General features: G+C 35.9%; 15 protein-coding genes and 1 pseudogene. 11 read left to right on the top strand and 5 right to left on the bottom strand.

Annotated elements, in window-relative coordinates; genetic code table 11:
* Nucleotides 1-99: 99 nt before the first annotated feature.
* A complete protein-coding gene (locus tag H7O61_RS08040) occupies nt 100-453 on the bottom strand; it encodes a C-terminal helicase domain-containing protein (protein ID WP_331459584.1) in 354 nt (117 codons plus the stop codon).
* A gap of 124 nt (nt 454-577) precedes the next feature.
* On the opposite strand from H7O61_RS08040, the pseudogene H7O61_RS08105 reads away from it, so the two are divergent.
* Nucleotides 578-684 (top strand): annotated as a pseudogene (locus tag H7O61_RS08105) (RNA-guided endonuclease InsQ/TnpB family protein); the annotation flags it as partial.
* 62 nt (nt 685-746) lie between these two features.
* On the opposite strand, the gene cagA reads toward H7O61_RS08105, so the two are convergent.
* Nucleotides 747-4,295 (bottom strand): type IV secretion system oncogenic effector CagA, encoded by a 3,549-nt coding sequence (cagA, locus tag H7O61_RS01995; protein WP_187874992.1) that lies wholly within the window; start codon nt 4,293-4,295, stop codon nt 747-749.
* A gap of 442 nt (nt 4,296-4,737) precedes the next feature.
* Here cagA and cagB point away from each other — a divergent pair, with 442 nt between their 5' ends.
* From cagB to cagG, 6 genes are all read left to right on the top strand, one after another.
* Nucleotides 4,738-4,965: a cag pathogenicity island protein B gene (gene cagB / locus H7O61_RS01990; protein WP_000428894.1), complete on the top strand. Its 228-nt coding sequence runs from the start codon at nt 4,738-4,740 to the stop codon at nt 4,963-4,965.
* 166 nt (nt 4,966-5,131) lie between these two features.
* Nucleotides 5,132-5,479, top strand: a complete 348-nt coding sequence (locus H7O61_RS01985) for a CagC family type IV secretion system protein (protein ID WP_187874991.1) — start codon at nt 5,132-5,134, stop codon at nt 5,477-5,479.
* 4 nt (nt 5,480-5,483) lie between these two features.
* Nucleotides 5,484-6,107: a cag pathogenicity island type IV secretion system protein CagD gene (gene cagD, locus H7O61_RS01980; protein WP_120871824.1), complete on the top strand. Its 624-nt coding sequence runs from the start codon at nt 5,484-5,486 to the stop codon at nt 6,105-6,107.
* A gap of 8 nt (nt 6,108-6,115) precedes the next feature.
* Nucleotides 6,116-9,067 (top strand): cag pathogenicity island type IV secretion system ATPase CagE, encoded by a 2,952-nt coding sequence (gene cagE / locus H7O61_RS01975; protein ID WP_187874990.1) that lies wholly within the window; start codon nt 6,116-6,118, stop codon nt 9,065-9,067.
* A 1-nt stretch (nt 9,068) separates the two neighbouring features.
* Nucleotides 9,069-9,875 (top strand): type IV secretion system chaperone CagF, encoded by an 807-nt coding sequence (cagF, locus tag H7O61_RS01970; RefSeq protein ID WP_000814269.1) that lies wholly within the window; start codon nt 9,069-9,071, stop codon nt 9,873-9,875.
* A gap of 53 nt (nt 9,876-9,928) precedes the next feature.
* The gene (gene cagG, locus H7O61_RS01965; RefSeq protein WP_000855912.1) at nt 9,929-10,357 is read left to right on the top strand and encodes a cag pathogenicity island type IV secretion system translocation protein CagG; all 429 of its coding nucleotides are present in this window, start codon (nt 9,929-9,931) and stop codon (nt 10,355-10,357) included.
* Here the strand turns inward: cagG and H7O61_RS07830 are convergent.
* A complete protein-coding gene (locus H7O61_RS07830) occupies nt 10,354-10,554 on the bottom strand; it encodes a hypothetical protein (RefSeq protein WP_039082617.1) in 201 nt (66 codons plus the stop codon). The two genes, cagG and H7O61_RS07830, sit on opposite strands and share 4 nt — an antisense overlap.
* On the opposite strand from H7O61_RS07830, the gene H7O61_RS01960 reads away from it, so the two are divergent.
* From H7O61_RS01960 to cagL, 3 genes are read left to right on the top strand one after another with little or no spacing between them, the layout of a single operon-like run.
* Nucleotides 10,541-11,485 (top strand): sodium:calcium antiporter, encoded by a 945-nt coding sequence (locus tag H7O61_RS01960; RefSeq protein ID WP_231623832.1) that lies wholly within the window; start codon nt 10,541-10,543, stop codon nt 11,483-11,485. The two genes, H7O61_RS07830 and H7O61_RS01960, sit on opposite strands and share 14 nt — an antisense overlap.
* 10 nt (nt 11,486-11,495) lie before the next feature.
* Nucleotides 11,496-12,641 carry a cag pathogenicity island type IV secretion system translocation protein CagI gene (gene cagI / locus H7O61_RS01955; protein WP_187874988.1) on the top strand — a complete coding sequence of 382 codons (1,146 nt, stop codon included), beginning with the start codon at nt 11,496-11,498 and terminating at the stop codon, nt 12,639-12,641.
* Nucleotides 12,638-13,351, top strand: coding sequence for a cag pathogenicity island VirB5 family T4SS-associated adhesin CagL (gene cagL, locus H7O61_RS01950; RefSeq protein ID WP_001937985.1), 714 nt, complete (start codon nt 12,638-12,640; stop codon nt 13,349-13,351). Before cagI ends, cagL begins: the two co-directional genes overlap by 4 nt.
* A gap of 81 nt (nt 13,352-13,432) precedes the next feature.
* Here cagL and cagN read toward each other — a convergent pair whose 3' ends face one another.
* Together cagN and cagM are read right to left on the bottom strand one after the other, a co-directional pair.
* Nucleotides 13,433-14,350, bottom strand: coding sequence for a cag pathogenicity island type IV secretion system protein CagN (gene cagN, locus H7O61_RS01945; protein ID WP_187874987.1), 918 nt, complete (start codon nt 14,348-14,350; stop codon nt 13,433-13,435).
* A 14-nt stretch (nt 14,351-14,364) separates the two neighbouring features.
* Complete coding sequence (gene cagM, locus H7O61_RS01940; protein WP_000879923.1) at nt 14,365-15,495, bottom strand: type IV secretion system apparatus protein CagM; 1,131 nt, start codon at nt 15,493-15,495, stop codon at nt 14,365-14,367.
* Between the two features lie 613 nt (nt 15,496-16,108).
* Between cagM and cagP the strand changes: the two genes are divergently transcribed.
* On the top strand, nt 16,109-16,453 hold the full coding sequence (cagP, locus tag H7O61_RS01935) for a cag pathogenicity island protein CagP (RefSeq protein ID WP_000812854.1): 345 nt from the start codon (nt 16,109-16,111) through the stop codon (nt 16,451-16,453).
* The last annotated feature ends 108 nt before the right edge of the window (nt 16,454-16,561 follow it).

Genomic DNA, 16,561 nt, shown 5'->3' with positions numbered 1-16,561 from the left:
TATAAAGGGTATTGTGTTGATTATAAAAAGCGCTTTAGAGAGATTTATGAAAGTGTTTTGAAGCGAAATGTCTGATGGTTATCTTTGGAAATGAATTACCTATCTACAGACTTGCAAAATAGCGCTAAAGATATTGTTCTTATCGCTTCGCAAATTCTCAAAGAAAGACTTTTTACCCACAAAAATGAGATTTTCTTTTGCCCTAGAAATAGCTACATTCAAGCGTTTAGAATCTAGCAAGAAAGAAAGATTACCACAAGTTTTCACGGTGGAATAAATGATAATATCTGCCTCCTCGCCTTGAAAGGCATCCACAGTGTCTATTTTGAGCTCATCAAAATTCTTGAAGCCGCATTTTTCCACTTCTGATCGCAAGCATTTTTTTTGGGCATTATAAGGTGTGATAATTCCTATGGTTTTTCTGGTTTTTCTTTGGTTAAGAGCGCGATTGATTTGCTCTAAAAGCTCTATGATTTTTTGAACTTGATCTTTGTTATAGCTACTTGTTTTTTCTAGTTGATGCTCTCTTTATAACCCTTAATTAATTCTGCACTATAGCACGAACCCACTAGCACAATCAAATTTAATTTTAAGCAAAGGGTCAAGTCTTTTTGGGGGGTAGGAAATATCCATGCAGACTTTAAAGAACAAAGCCTTTCGTTAGTATCTGTTGGGATGTTTTAAGTTAAAAAACCCCCTGCTTTTAGCAAGGGGTGGTTTTTGCGTTTTTGGTACTCCTTAATCCTTTAAGATTTTTGGAAACCACCTTTTGTATTAACATTTTTGATTCCATGCTCTGCATTTTCTCCCGCCAAGCAGTAATATCCTGTAGAAAATGCATTGGCTAAAAATTGCGTAAAGCCAGACTTAACGTCTTTTACAGCATTGTTCAACTTGGTGGAAAACTTGAACGAATCAGAATAATCTTTCATATTCTTCTGGTTGAAGCCAATTTTATCATACTCTGACAAAGGAACGCTTCCTACATTATGCGCAACTATCTTATCATTCACGAGCTTAAGCCACTCAGGGTTTTTTTGCGTTAGCATACCGGTCGCTTTTTCATTGATTGCTCCATTTTGGATATTGCTATTAATGCGTGTGTGGCTGTTAGTAGCGTAATTGTCTAGTTTCGCTGACAAACTAGCAGGCACTTTTTTTGCACTTTCAGCCCATAGATTCACAGGATTGTTTTTTGCAGAATCTTTGAGATTGTCTATCGTTTGTTCTAGATTGCCAAAAAAACCTGCTTTAGCTTCTGATACCGCCTGATTGAGATTGTCAATTTTCTGAGTCAATTCTTGATTCCTTGAAAGCCCTACCTTACTGAGATCATCAACTTTATCATGCCTTTTCAAAGGGAAAGGTCCGCCAAGATCATCAATCGTAGCATAAATGGGTTCAGGGCTAACTGATCGCCCTACCTTACTGAGATCATCAACTTTATCATGCCTTTTCAAAGGGAAGCCCACTGCTTGCCCTACACCACCCAAACCACTTGCTATTTGATTGAGTCGGTCAATTTTTGCATTTACCTTTTTAGCAACTTGAGCATAAATGGGTTCTTCAGGGCTAGCTACTTGTCCTGTTTTCTTTTTATTAACTTTAGCATAAATGGGTTCTGTGCTGTTTTTGAGCCCATTATTGTTATTGTTATTGAAATTTTTAAATTTCTCATTCAATTCTTTCTTGATATCCGAAAAATTTTTGGCGAGAGCTGTGGCCTCTATTCCAGATAATCCATTACCGACTAGGGTTCCGTTCACACCATTCTTAACGGATTGATATATTTCAGATTTTTTTCCAACATTGAAACTTTCATTTTTTTGAGCTTGTTGGGCCAATTGCTCCTTTGAGAAATTTTTGAGATCGGCTAACGCTTGCTCTACCCCACTGAAATCACCCGTTGCTTTAGCCACTGATACCGCTTGATTGAGATTGTCAACTTTATCCGTTACCTTTTGATTGATGATCACATCTTTAACGGAATTTTCAAGGTCGCTTTTTGCTTGCGTTACCTTGCTGAAATCCTTATTTTTGCCATTTTTGAATTCATTCAAAGCTGCATTAAGATTTTCAACTTTTGAAATCCATTCTGGATTGATACCTAAATCTTTCACCGAGCCTTTAAGGGCTTTTAGTGTTTCTTCTGCCTTGCTGAAATCCTTATTTTTGCCATTTTTGAATTCATCAAAAGATTTACTAAAGTTTCTCAAATCCTTGTTGATATTTTCAAGTTTATGAGACAATTCCCTTTTGATGCCTTTAAGATTCTGACTGTAAGCGATTGCTCTTGCGTCTCTATTAGCCTCTTTATTGATCAACGCAAAAATCTCATCTTTTTGGCTGTTAGCTTGAGATTTCGCTTCCATTTTGTTTTTGTTGCCGCTTTTGCTCTCCAATTTTTTCTCTACTTCTTTCTCTAAATGCTCTCGTTTCCTTAGAGATTTTTCAAGATCTTTCTGAGCTTTTTTCACTTCATCATAGTTACCTGTGTTTTTAGCGTCAGCTACAGCTTTATTGAAGTTTAAAGCTTTTCCAACCAATTCTTTGTTGCTGCTCAAAAAATCTTTGATAAGCTTATTAGCTTCTTGTAGGGACAATCCTTTAGCGATTAGTTTATCCTCTAAATTCTGCCTTACTAAACTAATGATAGCGAGATTATTTAAATCAGGCAAATTAAAGACAGCTACCTTGCTAAAGCCTGCGTCTAAATGGGAAACGCCATTCGTAGCACCTACACCCTTATTGGGATTCTTGGAGGCGTTGGTGTATTTGAAATTAGAATAATCAACAAACATCACGCCATCATGTTTTAGGCTACCTTGAAGAGTGACATTTTTCTCCCTATCTAAAGCTTTATCTGCTTTTTTCCCATAATCTTTGAGAGTGTAGCTCAAATCCCCCTTATTAAACTCAGTAATTAAAGCTGAATGTTTTGGGTCTTTTTTAGAAACAAAAGCAATACGATCATTCCCTAGGGCGTCTAAATAAGGCTTAGAGTCTTTTTGGAAATCCTTAATCTCATTTTGGAATTTTTCTTTCTCTTTCTCGCTCAAGTTGTCTAATTTAGCATTGTTTTGTGCAAGAAATTCCATGAAATCTATTTTGTTTAAGATCTCTTCTTGACTCAATGCTCGTTGTGAGCCTGTGAGTTGGTCTTCTTTGTAGAGATAAAAACTAGGGTTGTTAATCCCTTTCTCACCACCTGCTATGACTAAGCCACTGCCGTTTTTCATATGCACATTAATTATTGTAGCCACATTGTTACCTTGTTGGTCTTTATAACCAACGGTGGCGTTCCAATCGTGTCTGTCTCCAAAACCACCATTGCCCGCATACAATAATGAAACTTTTTCAGGTTCTATGCCATTATGACTCCCCATTAACACAGAAGACAGAGCGTTATTGTGAATCAATAATTGATTGAACTTGTAATTAGGATCAATGTCGGCGACGCCCTCAACGTCTAACATTTCCATATCGCCAAGAGTGAATTTAGAAAAATTACCCCTTTCATCAAGCAAATCCCTAGATTCAGGCGGTAAGCCTTGTATGTCGGTGGTGCTAGTGGCTATATCTGGTTGGATATGAGGAACTGGTTCTTGATTGATTGCTTCTTTGACATCAGAAGATTGTTTTTTGTTAAATACAAATGATAAAAAAATATCCAACCAATCCCCACCACTAGGCTCTCCATTTTTTTCTGCTTCTTGCCTTTCTTTCAAGGATTCATCAAACACGCCCATGAACTTTTGATCCGTTCGGATTTGATTCCCTATAATGATTCCTGCAAAAGATTGTTTGGCAGATTTCAAAAACTCTGCTTTTTCTTTATCATCAGGGATAGGGGGTTGTATGGTATGTTCCATAAAATTTCGGATCGATCGGGTGTTGATTTTAGACGGATCGTTTTGATGGGACACCCAACTTGTGAAAATTCGGTAACGCTGATCCCCAAATTTCCGAAAGCTCTCTGTGGAAGATTCCACATCAATGAGATTGTCTTTGTTGATTAAATCATTGCTCTTATTGATAAAGTCTGAAAAATACTGATTCTTTTTGGTAGGATTTTTGATCGCTTTATTGGAGTATTCTTCCCTTAATTGCGAGATTCCCTCAAAAGCTTGCCTGTTATCCCTATCATTCTTATCAACGATTGGTTTTTGATCAGGATCAAATGAAGCGACAGCGTTATCAAGCTTAAGAAAAGCTACCTGAAGGTTATTGATAAATTGCTGCGGGTTAAAAGCCGCTTCGGTTTGTGGTTGTTGGTTAATGGTTTCGTTAGTCATTGTTTCTCCTTACTATACCTAGTTTCATACCTATCGGTATGGTATCAAAGACTGCTAAAAATCGCTACACACTTGAGTAATCAATTCATGTCTTTGAACATTATTATCATACCACAATATTTAGAATATTTGGCATTTTTTCATTAATATTGAAAAAAGTCCGATCGTTGCAAGCGTCTAAAGGCTAGGAACGATTCACATTTTTACCCACAATTAACAAAAATTTGCTAGAATGGGAGAATTTTAAGAAGAAAAGAAACTAAGAAATGAGCCTTTTTGAAGAAATCAAATGCAACGCTAAAGATGGTTGGAGAAATGGTTAGACGAGGTGAGTGCATGAAGCGTTCTAAAAATAGTTTGGTTTGTGTGTGCCATACTTATTATAGTATGTATTTGTAATTAAGCGTTTGTGATCCGCATGGGAAACAAAATGGAAAACAAAATGGAAAACAAATCAATAGGACAGATTTTCAAAGAGAGTCTCAAAAAAAGTTTCTTTAGTGGTTTATGGAGTTGCTTAAAATGGAGCTTTATCCTCACTCTGATCAGCTTGGGTTTGTTTCTGCTTGTTTTTAGGTTTCAACCTGAGACGATTAAAAAATACATCAAAGATCCTAAAGATCTACAATTCTACAACGACTTGAGAAAGAAAAATGGTTGGGACAAGTAGATTTATTGTTCCTAAATTGTGTCAGTTGCCAAACAAAAGTGTCGGTTTTTATTTGAATCAAAAAGGATACACGCAAGACTAGTTAATCTAGTGGTGCTTGCGTGAAAGTGTAAAAATATCTTTTTTTGGTATAATGACACCATCATTTCAATCTGAAAGGAAACGCATGAAATTTCTTACAAGAATCACTGACAGCTACAAGAAAGTTGTAGTAACTTTAGGGCTAGCGATGACAACCAATCCTTTAATGGCGGTCAGCAGTCCTGCAACAGGCATCTCTGAAACTAAAGTTTTGGTCGTTCAGATCATTTCTGTTCTAGCGATCGTAGGTGGTTGCGCTCTAGGGGTCAAAGGCATAGCGGATATTTGGAAAATCTCTGATGACATCAAAAGAGGTCAAGCGACTGTTTTTGCTTACGCGCAACCCATAGCTATGTTAGCGGTGGCAGGCGGTATTATCTATTTGAGCACTAAGTTTGGCTTCAATATTGGCGAGAGTGGAGGAGCTAGCTAAATTGATCAATAATAATAATAGCAATAAAAAACTGAGAGGCTTTTTTTTGAAAGTTCTCTTAAGTCTCGTTGTTTTCAGTTCGTATGGGTTAGCAAATGACGATAATCAAGCCAAAAAAGAAGCACTAGAAAAAGAAAAAAACACTCCCAATGGGCTTGTTTATACGAATTTAGATTTTGATAGTTTCAAAGCGACTATCAAAAATTTGAAAGACAAGAAAGTAACTTTCAAAGAAGTCAATCCCGATATTATCAAAGATGAAGTTTTTGATTTCGTGATTGTCAATAGAGTCCTTAAAAAAATAAAGGATTTGAAGCATTACGATCCCATTATTGAAAAAATCTTTGATGAAAAGGGTAAAGAAATGGGATTGAATGTAGAATTACAGATCAATCCTGAAGTGAAAGACTTTTTTACTTTTAAAAGCATCAGCACGACCAACAAACAACGCTGCTTTCTGTCATTGCGCGGAGAAACAAGAGAAATTTTATGCGATGATAAGCTATACAATGTCTTATTGGCCGTATTCAATTCTTATGATCCTAATGATCTTTTGAAACATATTAGCACCGTAGAGTCTCTCAAAAAAATCTTTTATACGATTACATGTGAAGCGGTATATCTGTAAAGAGAGGGGTGTTTGTGGCAAGCAAGCAGGCTGATGAACAAAAAAAGCTAATCATAGAGCAAGAGGTTCAAAAGCGGCAGTTTCAAAAAATAGAAGAACTTAAAGCAGACATGCAAAAGGGTGTCAATCCCTTTTTTAAGGTCTTGTTTGATGGGGGGAATAGGTTGTTTGGTTTCCCTGAAACTTTTATTTATTCCTCCATATTTATATTGTTTGTAACCATTGTATTATCTGTTATTCTTTTTCAAGCCTATGAACCTGTTTTGATTGTAGCGATTGTTATTGTGCTTGTAGCTCTTGGATTCAAGAAAGATTACAGGCTTTATCAAAGAATGGAGCGAGCGATGAAATTTAAAAAACCTTTTTTGTTTAAGGGCGTGAAAAACAAAGCATTCATGAGCATTTTTTCCATGAAGCCTAGTAAAGAAATGGCTAATGACATCCACTTAAATCCAAACAGAGAAGACAGACTTGTGAGCGCTGCAAATTCCTATCTAGCGAATAACTATGAATGTTTTTTAGATGATGGGGTGATCCTTACTAACAACTATTCTCTTTTAGGCACAATCAAATTGGGGGGCATTGATTTTTTAACCACTTCCAAAAAAGATCTCATAGAGTTACACGCTTCTATTTATAGCGTTTTTAGGAATTTTGTTACCCCTGAATTCAAATTTTATTTTCACACTGTTAAAAAGAAAATCGTTATTGATGAAACCAATAGGGACTATAGTCTTGCTTTTTCTAATGATTTCATGCGAGTCTATAATGAGAAGCAAAAGAGAGAAAGTTTTTATGATATTAGTTTTTATCTCACCATAGAGCAAGATTTATTAGACACTCTCAATGAACCCGTTATGAATAAAAAGCATTTTGCAGATAATAATTTTGAAGAGTTTCAAAGGATTATTAGAGCCAAGCTTGAAAACTTCAAGGATAGGATAGAGCTCATAGAAGAGCTATTGAGTAAATACCACCCCACTAGATTGAAAGAATACACCAAAGATGGCGTTATTTATTCCAAACAATGCGAGTTTTATAATTTTCTTGTGGGAATGAATGAAGCCCCTTTTATTTGCAACCGAAAAGACTTGTATCTCAAAGAAAAAATGCATGGTGGGGTGAAAGAAGTTTATTTTGCTAATAAGCATGGAAAAATCTTGAATGATGACTTGAGTGAAAAATATTTTAGTGCTATTGAGATTAGTGAATACGCCCCTAAATCACAGAGCGATTTGTTTGATAAAATCAACGCTCTAGACAGCGAATTTATCTTTATGCATGCTTATTCGCCTAAAAACTCACAGGTTTTAAAGGACAAACTAGCTTTCACCTCTAGAAGGATTATTATTAGTGGAGGCTCTAAAGAGCAGGGCATGACTTTGGGTTGCTTGAGCGAATTAGTGGGTAATGGTGATATTACGCTAGGCAGTTATGGTAATTCTTTAGTGCTGTTTGCTGATAGCTTTGAAAAAATGAAACAAAGCGTTAAGGAATGCGTCTCTAGTCTTAACGCTAAAGGTTTTTTAGCCAATGCAGCGACTTTCTCTATGGAAAATTACTTTTTTGCCAAACATTGCTCTTTTATCACGCTTCCTTTTATTTTTGATGTAACTTCTAATAATTTTGCTGATTTCATAGCGATGAGAGCGATGAGTTTTGATGGCAATCAAGAGAATAACGCTTGGGGCAATAGCGTGATGACGCTAAAAAGCGAGATCAATTCGCCTTTTTATTTGAACTTCCACATGCCCACTGATTTTGGTTCAGCTTCAGCAGGACACACTTTGATACTTGGCTCAACCGGTTCAGGTAAAACAGTGTTTATGTCCATGACTCTAAACGCTATGGGGCAATTTGCCTATAATTTTCCTGCTAATGTCAGCAAAGACAAGCAAAAGCTCACTATGGTCTATATGGATAAAGATTATGGCGCTTATGGGAATATTGTCGCAATGGGTGGGGAGTATGTCAAGATTGAGCTAGGGACAGATACAGGATTAAATCCTTTTGCTTGGGCGGCTTATGTGCAAAAAACAGATGCAACAATGGAGCAAAAACAAACGGCTATTTCTGTTGTCAAAGAGCTTGTGAAAAACCTAGCGACCAAAAGCGATGAAAAAGATGAAAATGGCAACAGCGTCTCTTTTAGCCTAGCAGATTCTAACACGCTTGCAGCGGCAGTAACCAACCTTATCACAGGAGATATGAACCTAGATTATCCCATCACTCAACTTATTAATGCTTTTGGAAAAGACCACAATGATCCTAATGGGCTTGTCGCGCGATTAGCGCCTTTTTGCAAATCAACCAATGGTGAATTTCAATGGCTTTTTGATAATAAAGCAACCGATCGCTTAGATTTTTCAAAAACGATTATTGGCGTTGATGGGTCAAGTTTCTTAGACAATAATGATGTTTCGCCCTTTATTTGTTTTTACCTTTTCGCTCGTATCCAAGAAGCAATGGATGGGCGTAGATTTGTCTTAGATATTGATGAAGCTTGGAAATATTTAGGCGATCCAAAGGTCGCTTATTTTGTAAGAGACATGCTAAAAACTGCAAGGAAAAGAAACGCTATTGTTAGACTTGCGACTCAAAGCATCACTGATCTTTTGGCTTGCCCTATTGCTGATACGATTAGAGAACAATGCCCTACAAAGATTTTTTTGAGAAACGATGGGGGTAATCTTTCTGATTACCAAAGATTAGCTAATGTTACAGAAAAAGAATTTGAAATCATCACTAAGGGGCTAGACAGGAAAATCCTCTACAAACAGGATGGAAGCCCTAGCGTTATCGCTAGTTTTAATTTGAGAGGCATTCCTAAAGAATATTTGAAAATTTTATCCACAGATACTGTATTTGTCAAAGAAATTGACAAGATTATCCAAAACCATAGTATCATAGATAAATACCAGGCCTTGAGGCAAATGTATCAACAAATAAAGGAGTATTAAAATGAAACAAAGTTTGCGCGAACAAAAATTATTGAAAATTTTGGAAAATGATGTCTTGACGATTTTGGATAGTTTTTCTAATTACCTTTTTGAATTGAGAGAAGAATTGGACTTCATAGAAGAAGAAATGGAAGGTGAAATCACTGAACAAAACCTTACCGCTCTTTATGATTTTTCTAATTTCTTAGAAGACCATGTCAATGTATTTTATGAGAATGTTTTAAATATAGATGATGTCAAAACAGAACACCTTTATTCAGGTCTCATAGATAGTCTTAACGCTAATCTTCACTTTGTCAAGTCATTTCTCAGTAATCAGGATTTAGACTTCCGCTTTTTTAAAGAAATAAACGAAGGGCAAGATCCCCAAAAAACATTATCAAGATTAATTCCTCTTCAAAGTGGGAAAAATGATGCAAGCTCGTTTAAAGCCAATAATTCTTTTGTTTCATTAGTTTATGTTTATGCTTACTTCATGCTAGAAACTATCAGGCAGTCGTATAGGATTCTCAGATTACTAGAAAAACCTATCAATAACAACATAAGCGAGGACATGCAGAGCGATATAGAGAATTTTTTTGTTCAAGCGAATTTTTTAGAATACTATGTTCAGAACAAAATATACCCAACCAATCATGCCTATGACTTCACGCATTTGATCATGGACTCCATTATTCCTAATTGGATTCAAACTGATATGAGCGTTGAAGCTAAAAAGAAAGAGCTTTTTGAAAAATATTTTCAAAACATTGATGAAGTAACAAACAAAATGCTCGATCAAGAAAATCAAAACAAAAACAGCGATTGAGTGGTGTTAATGCGCTAGAATAATGGTAAAAATAAGAATAAGGAGTCAAAAGTATGAAAACGAATTTTTATAAAATTAAATCACTATTTGCTTGGTGTCTTATCATTGGCATGTTTAACGCTCCACTTAACGCTGACCAAAACACGGATATAAAAGATATTAGTCCTGAAGATATGGCGCTAAATAGCGTGGGGCTTGTTTCTAGAGATCAGCTAAAAATAGAGATCCCTAAAGAAACCCTAGAGCAAAAAGTGGCCATACTCAATGACTATAATGATAAGAATGTTAATATCAAGTTTGACGACATAAGTTTAGGGAGTTTCCAACCTAATGATAATCTAGGTATCAATGCGATGTGGGGCATTCAAAATCTTCTCATGAGCCAAATGATGAGCAATTACGGTCCAAACAATCCTTTCATGTATGGCTATGCACCAACATACTCAGATTCATCGTTTTTACCACCGATATTAGGGTATTAACTAGGGGGTATTAACATGGCAGGCACACAAGCTATATACGAATCATCTTCTGCAGGCTTCTTATCGGAAATCTCCTCAATCATCTCAAGCACAAGTGGTGTCGCAGGGCCATTTGCAGGAATAGTAGCAGGCGCTATGACAGCAGCGATTATTCCTATTGTTGTGGGATTTACTAATCCACAAATGACCGCTATCATGACCCAATACAATCAAAGCATCGCTGAAGCTGTAAGCGTGCCTATGAAAGCCGCTAACCAACAATACAACCAATTGTATCAAGGTTTTAACGATCAAAGCATGGCTGTGGGGAACAATATCTTAAATATCAGCAAATTAACAGGGGAATTTAACGTGCAAGGCAACACGCAAGGTGCGCAAATTGGTGCTGTCAATAGTCAGATTGCGAGCATTTTAGCGAGTAACACTACCCCTAAAAATCCTAGCGCTATTGAAGCTTATGCGACGAATCAAATCGCTGTTCCTAGCGTGCCAACAACGGTTGAAATGATGAGCGGTATATTAGGCAATATTACAAGCGCAGCACCAAAATACGCCCTAGCTCTACAAGAGCAACTGCGTTCTCAAGCAAGCAACAGCTCAATGAATGATACAGCCGATTCCCTTGATAGCTGTACCGCTTTAGGCGCACTTGTTGGCTCATCAAAAGTGTTTTTTAGTTGCATGCAAATTTCTATGACGCCCATGAGTGTTTCTATGCCCACTGTTTATGCCAAATACCAAGCGTTAGCCACTAATGCCCTAACTTCAGGCGTTAATCCTATGACCACTCCTGCATGCCCTATTGGGGACAAGGTTCTTGCCGTTTATTGCTATGCTGAAAAAGTAGCAGAAATTTTGAGAGAATACTATATAGAATTTGTGAAAAACAATACCAATTTGTTGCAGAACGCTTCTCAAATGATACTCGGTCAATCAGGATTAGCTACTAGCACCTATGACACTCAAGCGATTTCTAACATAAGCTCGCTATATAATTATAATATAGTAGCGAATAAATCTTTTTTGAAATCGCATTTGACTTACCTTGATTACATCAAAGACAAGCTTAAGGGGCAAAAAGATAGCTACTTAACAGAAAGGGTGCAAACTAAAATAATCGTGAAGTGAGGAAAGAGATGTGAAATGTTTTTTAAGCATATTTTCTTTCTTGACTTTTTGTGGCTTGTTCTTGAATGGTGCAGGGGCAGTAATAACGCTTGAACCTGCCTTAAAAGCCATTCAGGCGGACGCACAAGCCAAACAAAAAACCGCTCAAGCCGAATTAAAAGCCATAGAGGCTCAATCTAATGCAAAAGAAAAAGCCATTCAAGCGCAAATAGAGGGAGAATTGAGAACTCAGCTTGCAACTATGAGCGCTATGTTAAAAGGGGCTAATGGCGTTATCAATGGTGTCAATGGCATGACAGGGGGTTTTTTTGCAGGTTCAGACATCTTGCTTGGCGTCATGGAAGGGTATTCAAGTGCACTTAGCGCATTGGGGGGGAATGTCAAAATGATCGTGGAAAAACAAAAAATTAATACCCAAACAGAAATCCAAAACATGCAAATCGCGCTCCAAAAAAATAACGAAATAATCAAGCTCAAAATGAATCAGCAAAACGCTCTCTTAGAAGCGTTAAAAAACAGCTTTGAACCGAGCGTTACTCTAAAAACACAAATGGAAATGCTTTCTCAAGCTCTAGGAAGTTCTTCTGATAACGCTAAATACATCGCTTACAATACGATCGACATCAAGGCGTTTGAAGAAACCTTAGAAGGTTTTGAAACATGGTTGAAAGAGGCTATGAAAAAAGCGACCCTTATTGATTATAATTCCCTAACAGGTCAGGCTTTGTTTCAAAGCGTCATCTATGCGCCTGCTCTTAGTTTTTTTTCAAGCATGGGCACACCATTTGGAATCATTGAAACATTCACTCTAGTGCCCACAAAATGCCCCTATCTTGATGGGCTAAAAATTTCAGCATGCCTTATGGAACAGGTTATTCAGAATTACAGAATGATTGTAGCCCTTATTCAAAATAAACTGAGTGATGCAGATTTTCAAAATATCGCTTATTTGAATGGGATCAATGAAGAAATCAAAACCTTAAAAGGATCAGTAGATTTGAACGCGCTCATAGAAGCTGCTATCTTAAACGCAGAAAATCATTTAAACTATATAGAAAATCTTGAAAAAAAAGCCGACCTTTGGGAAGAACAACTGAAATTAGAGAGAGAAACGACAGCAAGAAACATTGCTAACTCTAAAGTTATTGTCAAATGAAAACACTCGTGAAAAATACCATATTTTCTTTTTTGCTATTGTCTGTTTTGATGGCAGAAGATATAACAAGCGGCTTAAAGCAACTGGATAGCACCTACCAAGAGACCAACCAACAAGTGCTCAAAAACTTAGATGAGATTTTTTCAACCACTAGCCCTAGCGCTAATGATAAAATGGGTGAAGAAGATGCTCTAAACATCAAAAAAGCGGCCATGGCTTTGAGAGGAGATTTAGCGTTATTGAAAGCCAATTTTGAAGCGAATGAGTTATTTTTCATCTCAGAAGATGTGATTTTTAAGACTTATATGTCTAGCCCTGAACTTTTATTGACCTATATGAAAATCAATCCCTTAGACCAAAAGACTGCTGAACAGCAATGCGGAATATCCGATAAAATTTTAGTTCTTTATTGTGGAGGGAAGCTGAAAATCGAGCAAGAAAAACAAAATATAAGAGAGCGTTTAGAAACTTCTCTAAAGGCGTATCAGAGCAACATTGGAGGTACAGCTTCTTTAATCACTGCTTCACAGACGCTTGTAGAAAGCCTAAAGAATAAAAATTTCATCAAAGGAATCAGAAAGCTTATGTTAGCTCACAACAAGGTCTTTTTAAATTATTTAGAGGAGTTGGACGCATTAGAAAGATCCCTAGAACAAAGCAAGCGACAATACCTACAAGAAAGGCAATCAAGTAAGATCATTGTCAAATGATTTTTCTGAGACGACAAGCTATGATTCCTCATTTTTAGGATTTGTTTCTCTAGTTGTTTTTTGAGCTAATAATTTGGATCGCTATTTTTTTTCATGAGCGATGCTTTGTTCTATTTGATTAATGACGCTATTGGGCAGTTCGGATTTAGAGCGATTGTTTGAGGATGTTGCATCTTTTGCTTCATTTTCTTTTGTATCAGTAGCTCCAAACTCACTTGCATTTGTAGTATCTTGGTAGTTATTTTCTTGCTCTATTTCTTTTTTTCTCTTCTCACAAATAGCGCACGAAGCTATAAGAAAGGTTCTATTGTTGCTGTTATTAAGAGCGAGTTTTAAACCACTCAGGTATTGTCTAGAAAACTTGTTATTTTCTGTCTCTATTTCTTGAATTTTTTCTAATAAGGGGGCAAGAATTTTTTGATCCTTGATGTCTTTGATCAAACACTTTCTTAACCCATCATAATCGTTGCTTGAAATAATACACTTATTGATAACGATTTCAATTTCAGGCGTTCTCCACTCATCAGGCACAAGCGGAGCAGCAGGTTTCACAAAAGCTTCATTCACCTTATTGATCATCTCATCAAAATTATCATCTTTATTAGATTTGGTTTCAGTGGAAGAATTGCTATTAGGGTTGTCATTCAAAGGGTTAGCGTTTTCGTTTAATTCTTGCAATCCTCTGTGCTTAGCCGCTTTTTTTTGAACAGAAGAGTTGTTCTTTTTTTCAAACGCTTCAATATTCTTTTGAATTTGCTCTGCTCTCGCCCTATCATTCCGTAATTTTTCTCTCAAAGCGTTAGTGGCGAATTCTTTTTCCTCTTTTGTAATTTCTTTGTCGTCATGTCTTTGATAGAGTGTTTTGATTTTTTTAAAGCCTAAAGCCACCAATTCTTTGTATTCACTCGGTAATAATGCCGTATTGATAGCGTTTAAGCCCCCATAAATAACCAAAGAATAAAAAGCGACAGAACCTAATTTTTTGAAGATACTTTTCAAGATCATCTCCTTTCCTATTCAAAGGGATTATTCTTGGCAACATTGTTTCGGTATGCAGAAACCACTGTTTTGAAGAAATTAAATATCTTGTAGTGTTCTTTTTGCATAGTTGTTTTGTCGCTCATCATAGGATCGCTATCTACGAAGATATTGTATTCATTAGTCTTTTTTAATATAGATTTTTTGGATTGGGTATCAAAATTGAAGCTGTCTAAAACCAACAAACACAATTTTTGTTTTTGTGCGAAACTCAATTTTTGGTTGGTGAAGTTTTTAGTCAAAGTATTCAATTCCACATCATCTTTGACATTTTTCAACAAGTTAGAAAAAGCTTCATAGCCCCTTAAGTATTTCTCATTGATCTTATCAATCGCCATGCTAAACGCCAAGCGTTCCGAGTTAAAAATAAGCGTGTTGGTGGCTTTTTGGGCAATATCTTTTGCTTTGGAGTCAAATTTGTTTCTTTCAAGCTGCAAGTAATAATCTATATTATCCAATTCTTTTCTGCTCAATAGATTAGAAATGTTATTGGAATATTCTTCAATCGCTTGCTTGTAAGATAGAGCTAATCGGCTCGCTTTTTTGTTTTGCTCTTCATCTAAAGAAAACACACCCATTTGAAGCAAAGCCTGAGCCTTATCTTTAGTGGTAGCGGTAGTTTTTTTAAAAATACTGCTCGTTTTCACTTGGGGGTAGTAATAACTCAAACGCTCCTTATCTTCTTTGGTGAACGTTTCTTGGTTTAAAACATAGGCATAAGGGTTAGGAAGAAGTTTCTTATAAAGAGGGTTATCTTTTAAGGCTTGCTCTAGATCACCATAAGCCTTTGACTTAGCAGTAAGGATTTTACCTCTTGTTTCTTTCTCTAGAGCCTCTTTTTCTTTTTTGTATTTGTTTTCTAAATCTAAAAGAACTTTAGCTCTGTAATCCACAAGCTCTTTGATTTTTTGTTTTCTAAAAACCAAGTCTTCTAAGAAATCATGCGTATTGTTTAAGAGCTTCTTGCGAGCTTTAAGAGCATCTTCTTTTGCGGCCACTTCTTCTTGTTCTTTTTTTATCTCGTTGAAAAATGAACCAAACTGCTCCACATTAGCCGACAAAACTCCAAACGCAACCAATGAGCTAAAAACGATTTTTGCAAGCATCTTATAGTTTTTGTAACCTTAAATTTTCAAAAAATACCAACACATTTTACCACAATTTCCACAAAACTATGGATCAAAACTTTTCCATGTCAAAAAGGTAAGTAAAATCTAGGTCTTTAAGTATCAAGTTAATAAAATAATAGCTCATTTTTGAAAAATAATAGATCACATCTGAGCGTGTTTAGCTAGTATTCAAAAAGGTTTTTGATTGGATCAGATTAGGGATTATTGAAATCATAAAAATTCAAAAGGGCTTTTTCCATTTTTTGGTATAACAATAACATTACCTTTCTTAATATAATGTTATGTTTTGCTTGCTCATATGCGACTTGTTGGTATTTTTTAAGTTTTTCTTAAGGTTATTTTTATATAATAGGCTTGTGTTTTTTGGATAGAAACTCCTTTATTCCTTGATAGGTGTTTTCTATTCTTTGTTTGACATAAACAAACAAATCGTTGGTTTGTGTTATATCACATGTTAGTATCAGCATAGTAGGGTATTCTTTAGGATTTTGAGCTAGATTAAGGTGGTTTTGTAAAAGACTTATTGTTTCTTATGCTCCTTTGCTCCTTTATAGGTTCACCACCTTGAACTAGTTCTTTCAAAACCAAAATGAAACAACCGATCAGCAAATTGAAACAAAACTTTTTACAATTCAAACATTCTTTCAACAAACATTTAGATAAGTACAGCCTTTATTACAGGCTGTTCAATATCAGCTCTATCGTTATAGGTTTTTTAATAGCGCTTTTTTCTTATGGGGCAGGGGTGATTTTAGTTTATCCAATATTATTCTTGTTTGCTCTTATAATAAAACCTAGCTTTTTTTATTACACTACTTATCTTTTGCTACTCGTTTCTCTCAGCATAATAAGCAAATACTATCTCTTAAGCCACGCAAATTTCACAATGAAGCTAATCATGCTTATGACTCAATGGCAAAATTGGTTCTTATGATTCGTTCAAAAATTTCTCAAGACTTGATTTAGAGAAATTTCTTTATTTCCACACATTAGCATAAAACCTTACTAACTAAAAACTAAAATCTTTTTAAGCGCATGCACA

Origin of the sequence: Helicobacter pylori, assembly GCF_014496965.1 — a bacterium.
GTDB classification, from domain to species: Bacteria; Campylobacterota; Campylobacteria; order Campylobacterales; family Helicobacteraceae; genus Helicobacter; species Helicobacter pylori_CZ.
This window is presented reverse-complemented; position numbering and strand designations above follow the sequence as displayed.

Coding starts and splice junctions, on each gene's coding strand:
- cagA (WP_187874992.1), bottom strand. CDS start 4,295: ATGACTAACGAAACCATTAACCAACAACCACAAACCGAAGCGGCTTTT.
- cagB (WP_000428894.1), top strand. CDS start 4,738: ATGGAAAACAAATCAATAGGACAGATTTTCAAAGAGAGTCTCAAAAAA.
- H7O61_RS01985 (WP_187874991.1), top strand. CDS start 5,132: ATGAAATTTCTTACAAGAATCACTGACAGCTACAAGAAAGTTGTAGTA.
- cagF (WP_000814269.1), top strand. CDS start 9,069: ATGAAACAAAGTTTGCGCGAACAAAAATTATTGAAAATTTTGGAAAAT.
- cagG (WP_000855912.1), top strand. CDS start 9,929: ATGAAAACGAATTTTTATAAAATTAAATCACTATTTGCTTGGTGTCTT.
- H7O61_RS01960 (WP_231623832.1), top strand. CDS start 10,541: ATGACCGCTATCATGACCCAATACAATCAAAGCATCGCTGAAGCTGTA.
- H7O61_RS07830 (WP_039082617.1), bottom strand. CDS start 10,554: ATGATAGCGGTCATTTGTGGATTAGTAAATCCCACAACAATAGGAATA.
- cagL (WP_001937985.1), top strand. CDS start 12,638: ATGAAAACACTCGTGAAAAATACCATATTTTCTTTTTTGCTATTGTCT.
- cagM (WP_000879923.1), bottom strand. CDS start 15,495: ATGCTTGCAAAAATCGTTTTTAGCTCATTGGTTGCGTTTGGAGTTTTG.
- cagP (WP_000812854.1), top strand. CDS start 16,109: ATGAAACAACCGATCAGCAAATTGAAACAAAACTTTTTACAATTCAAA.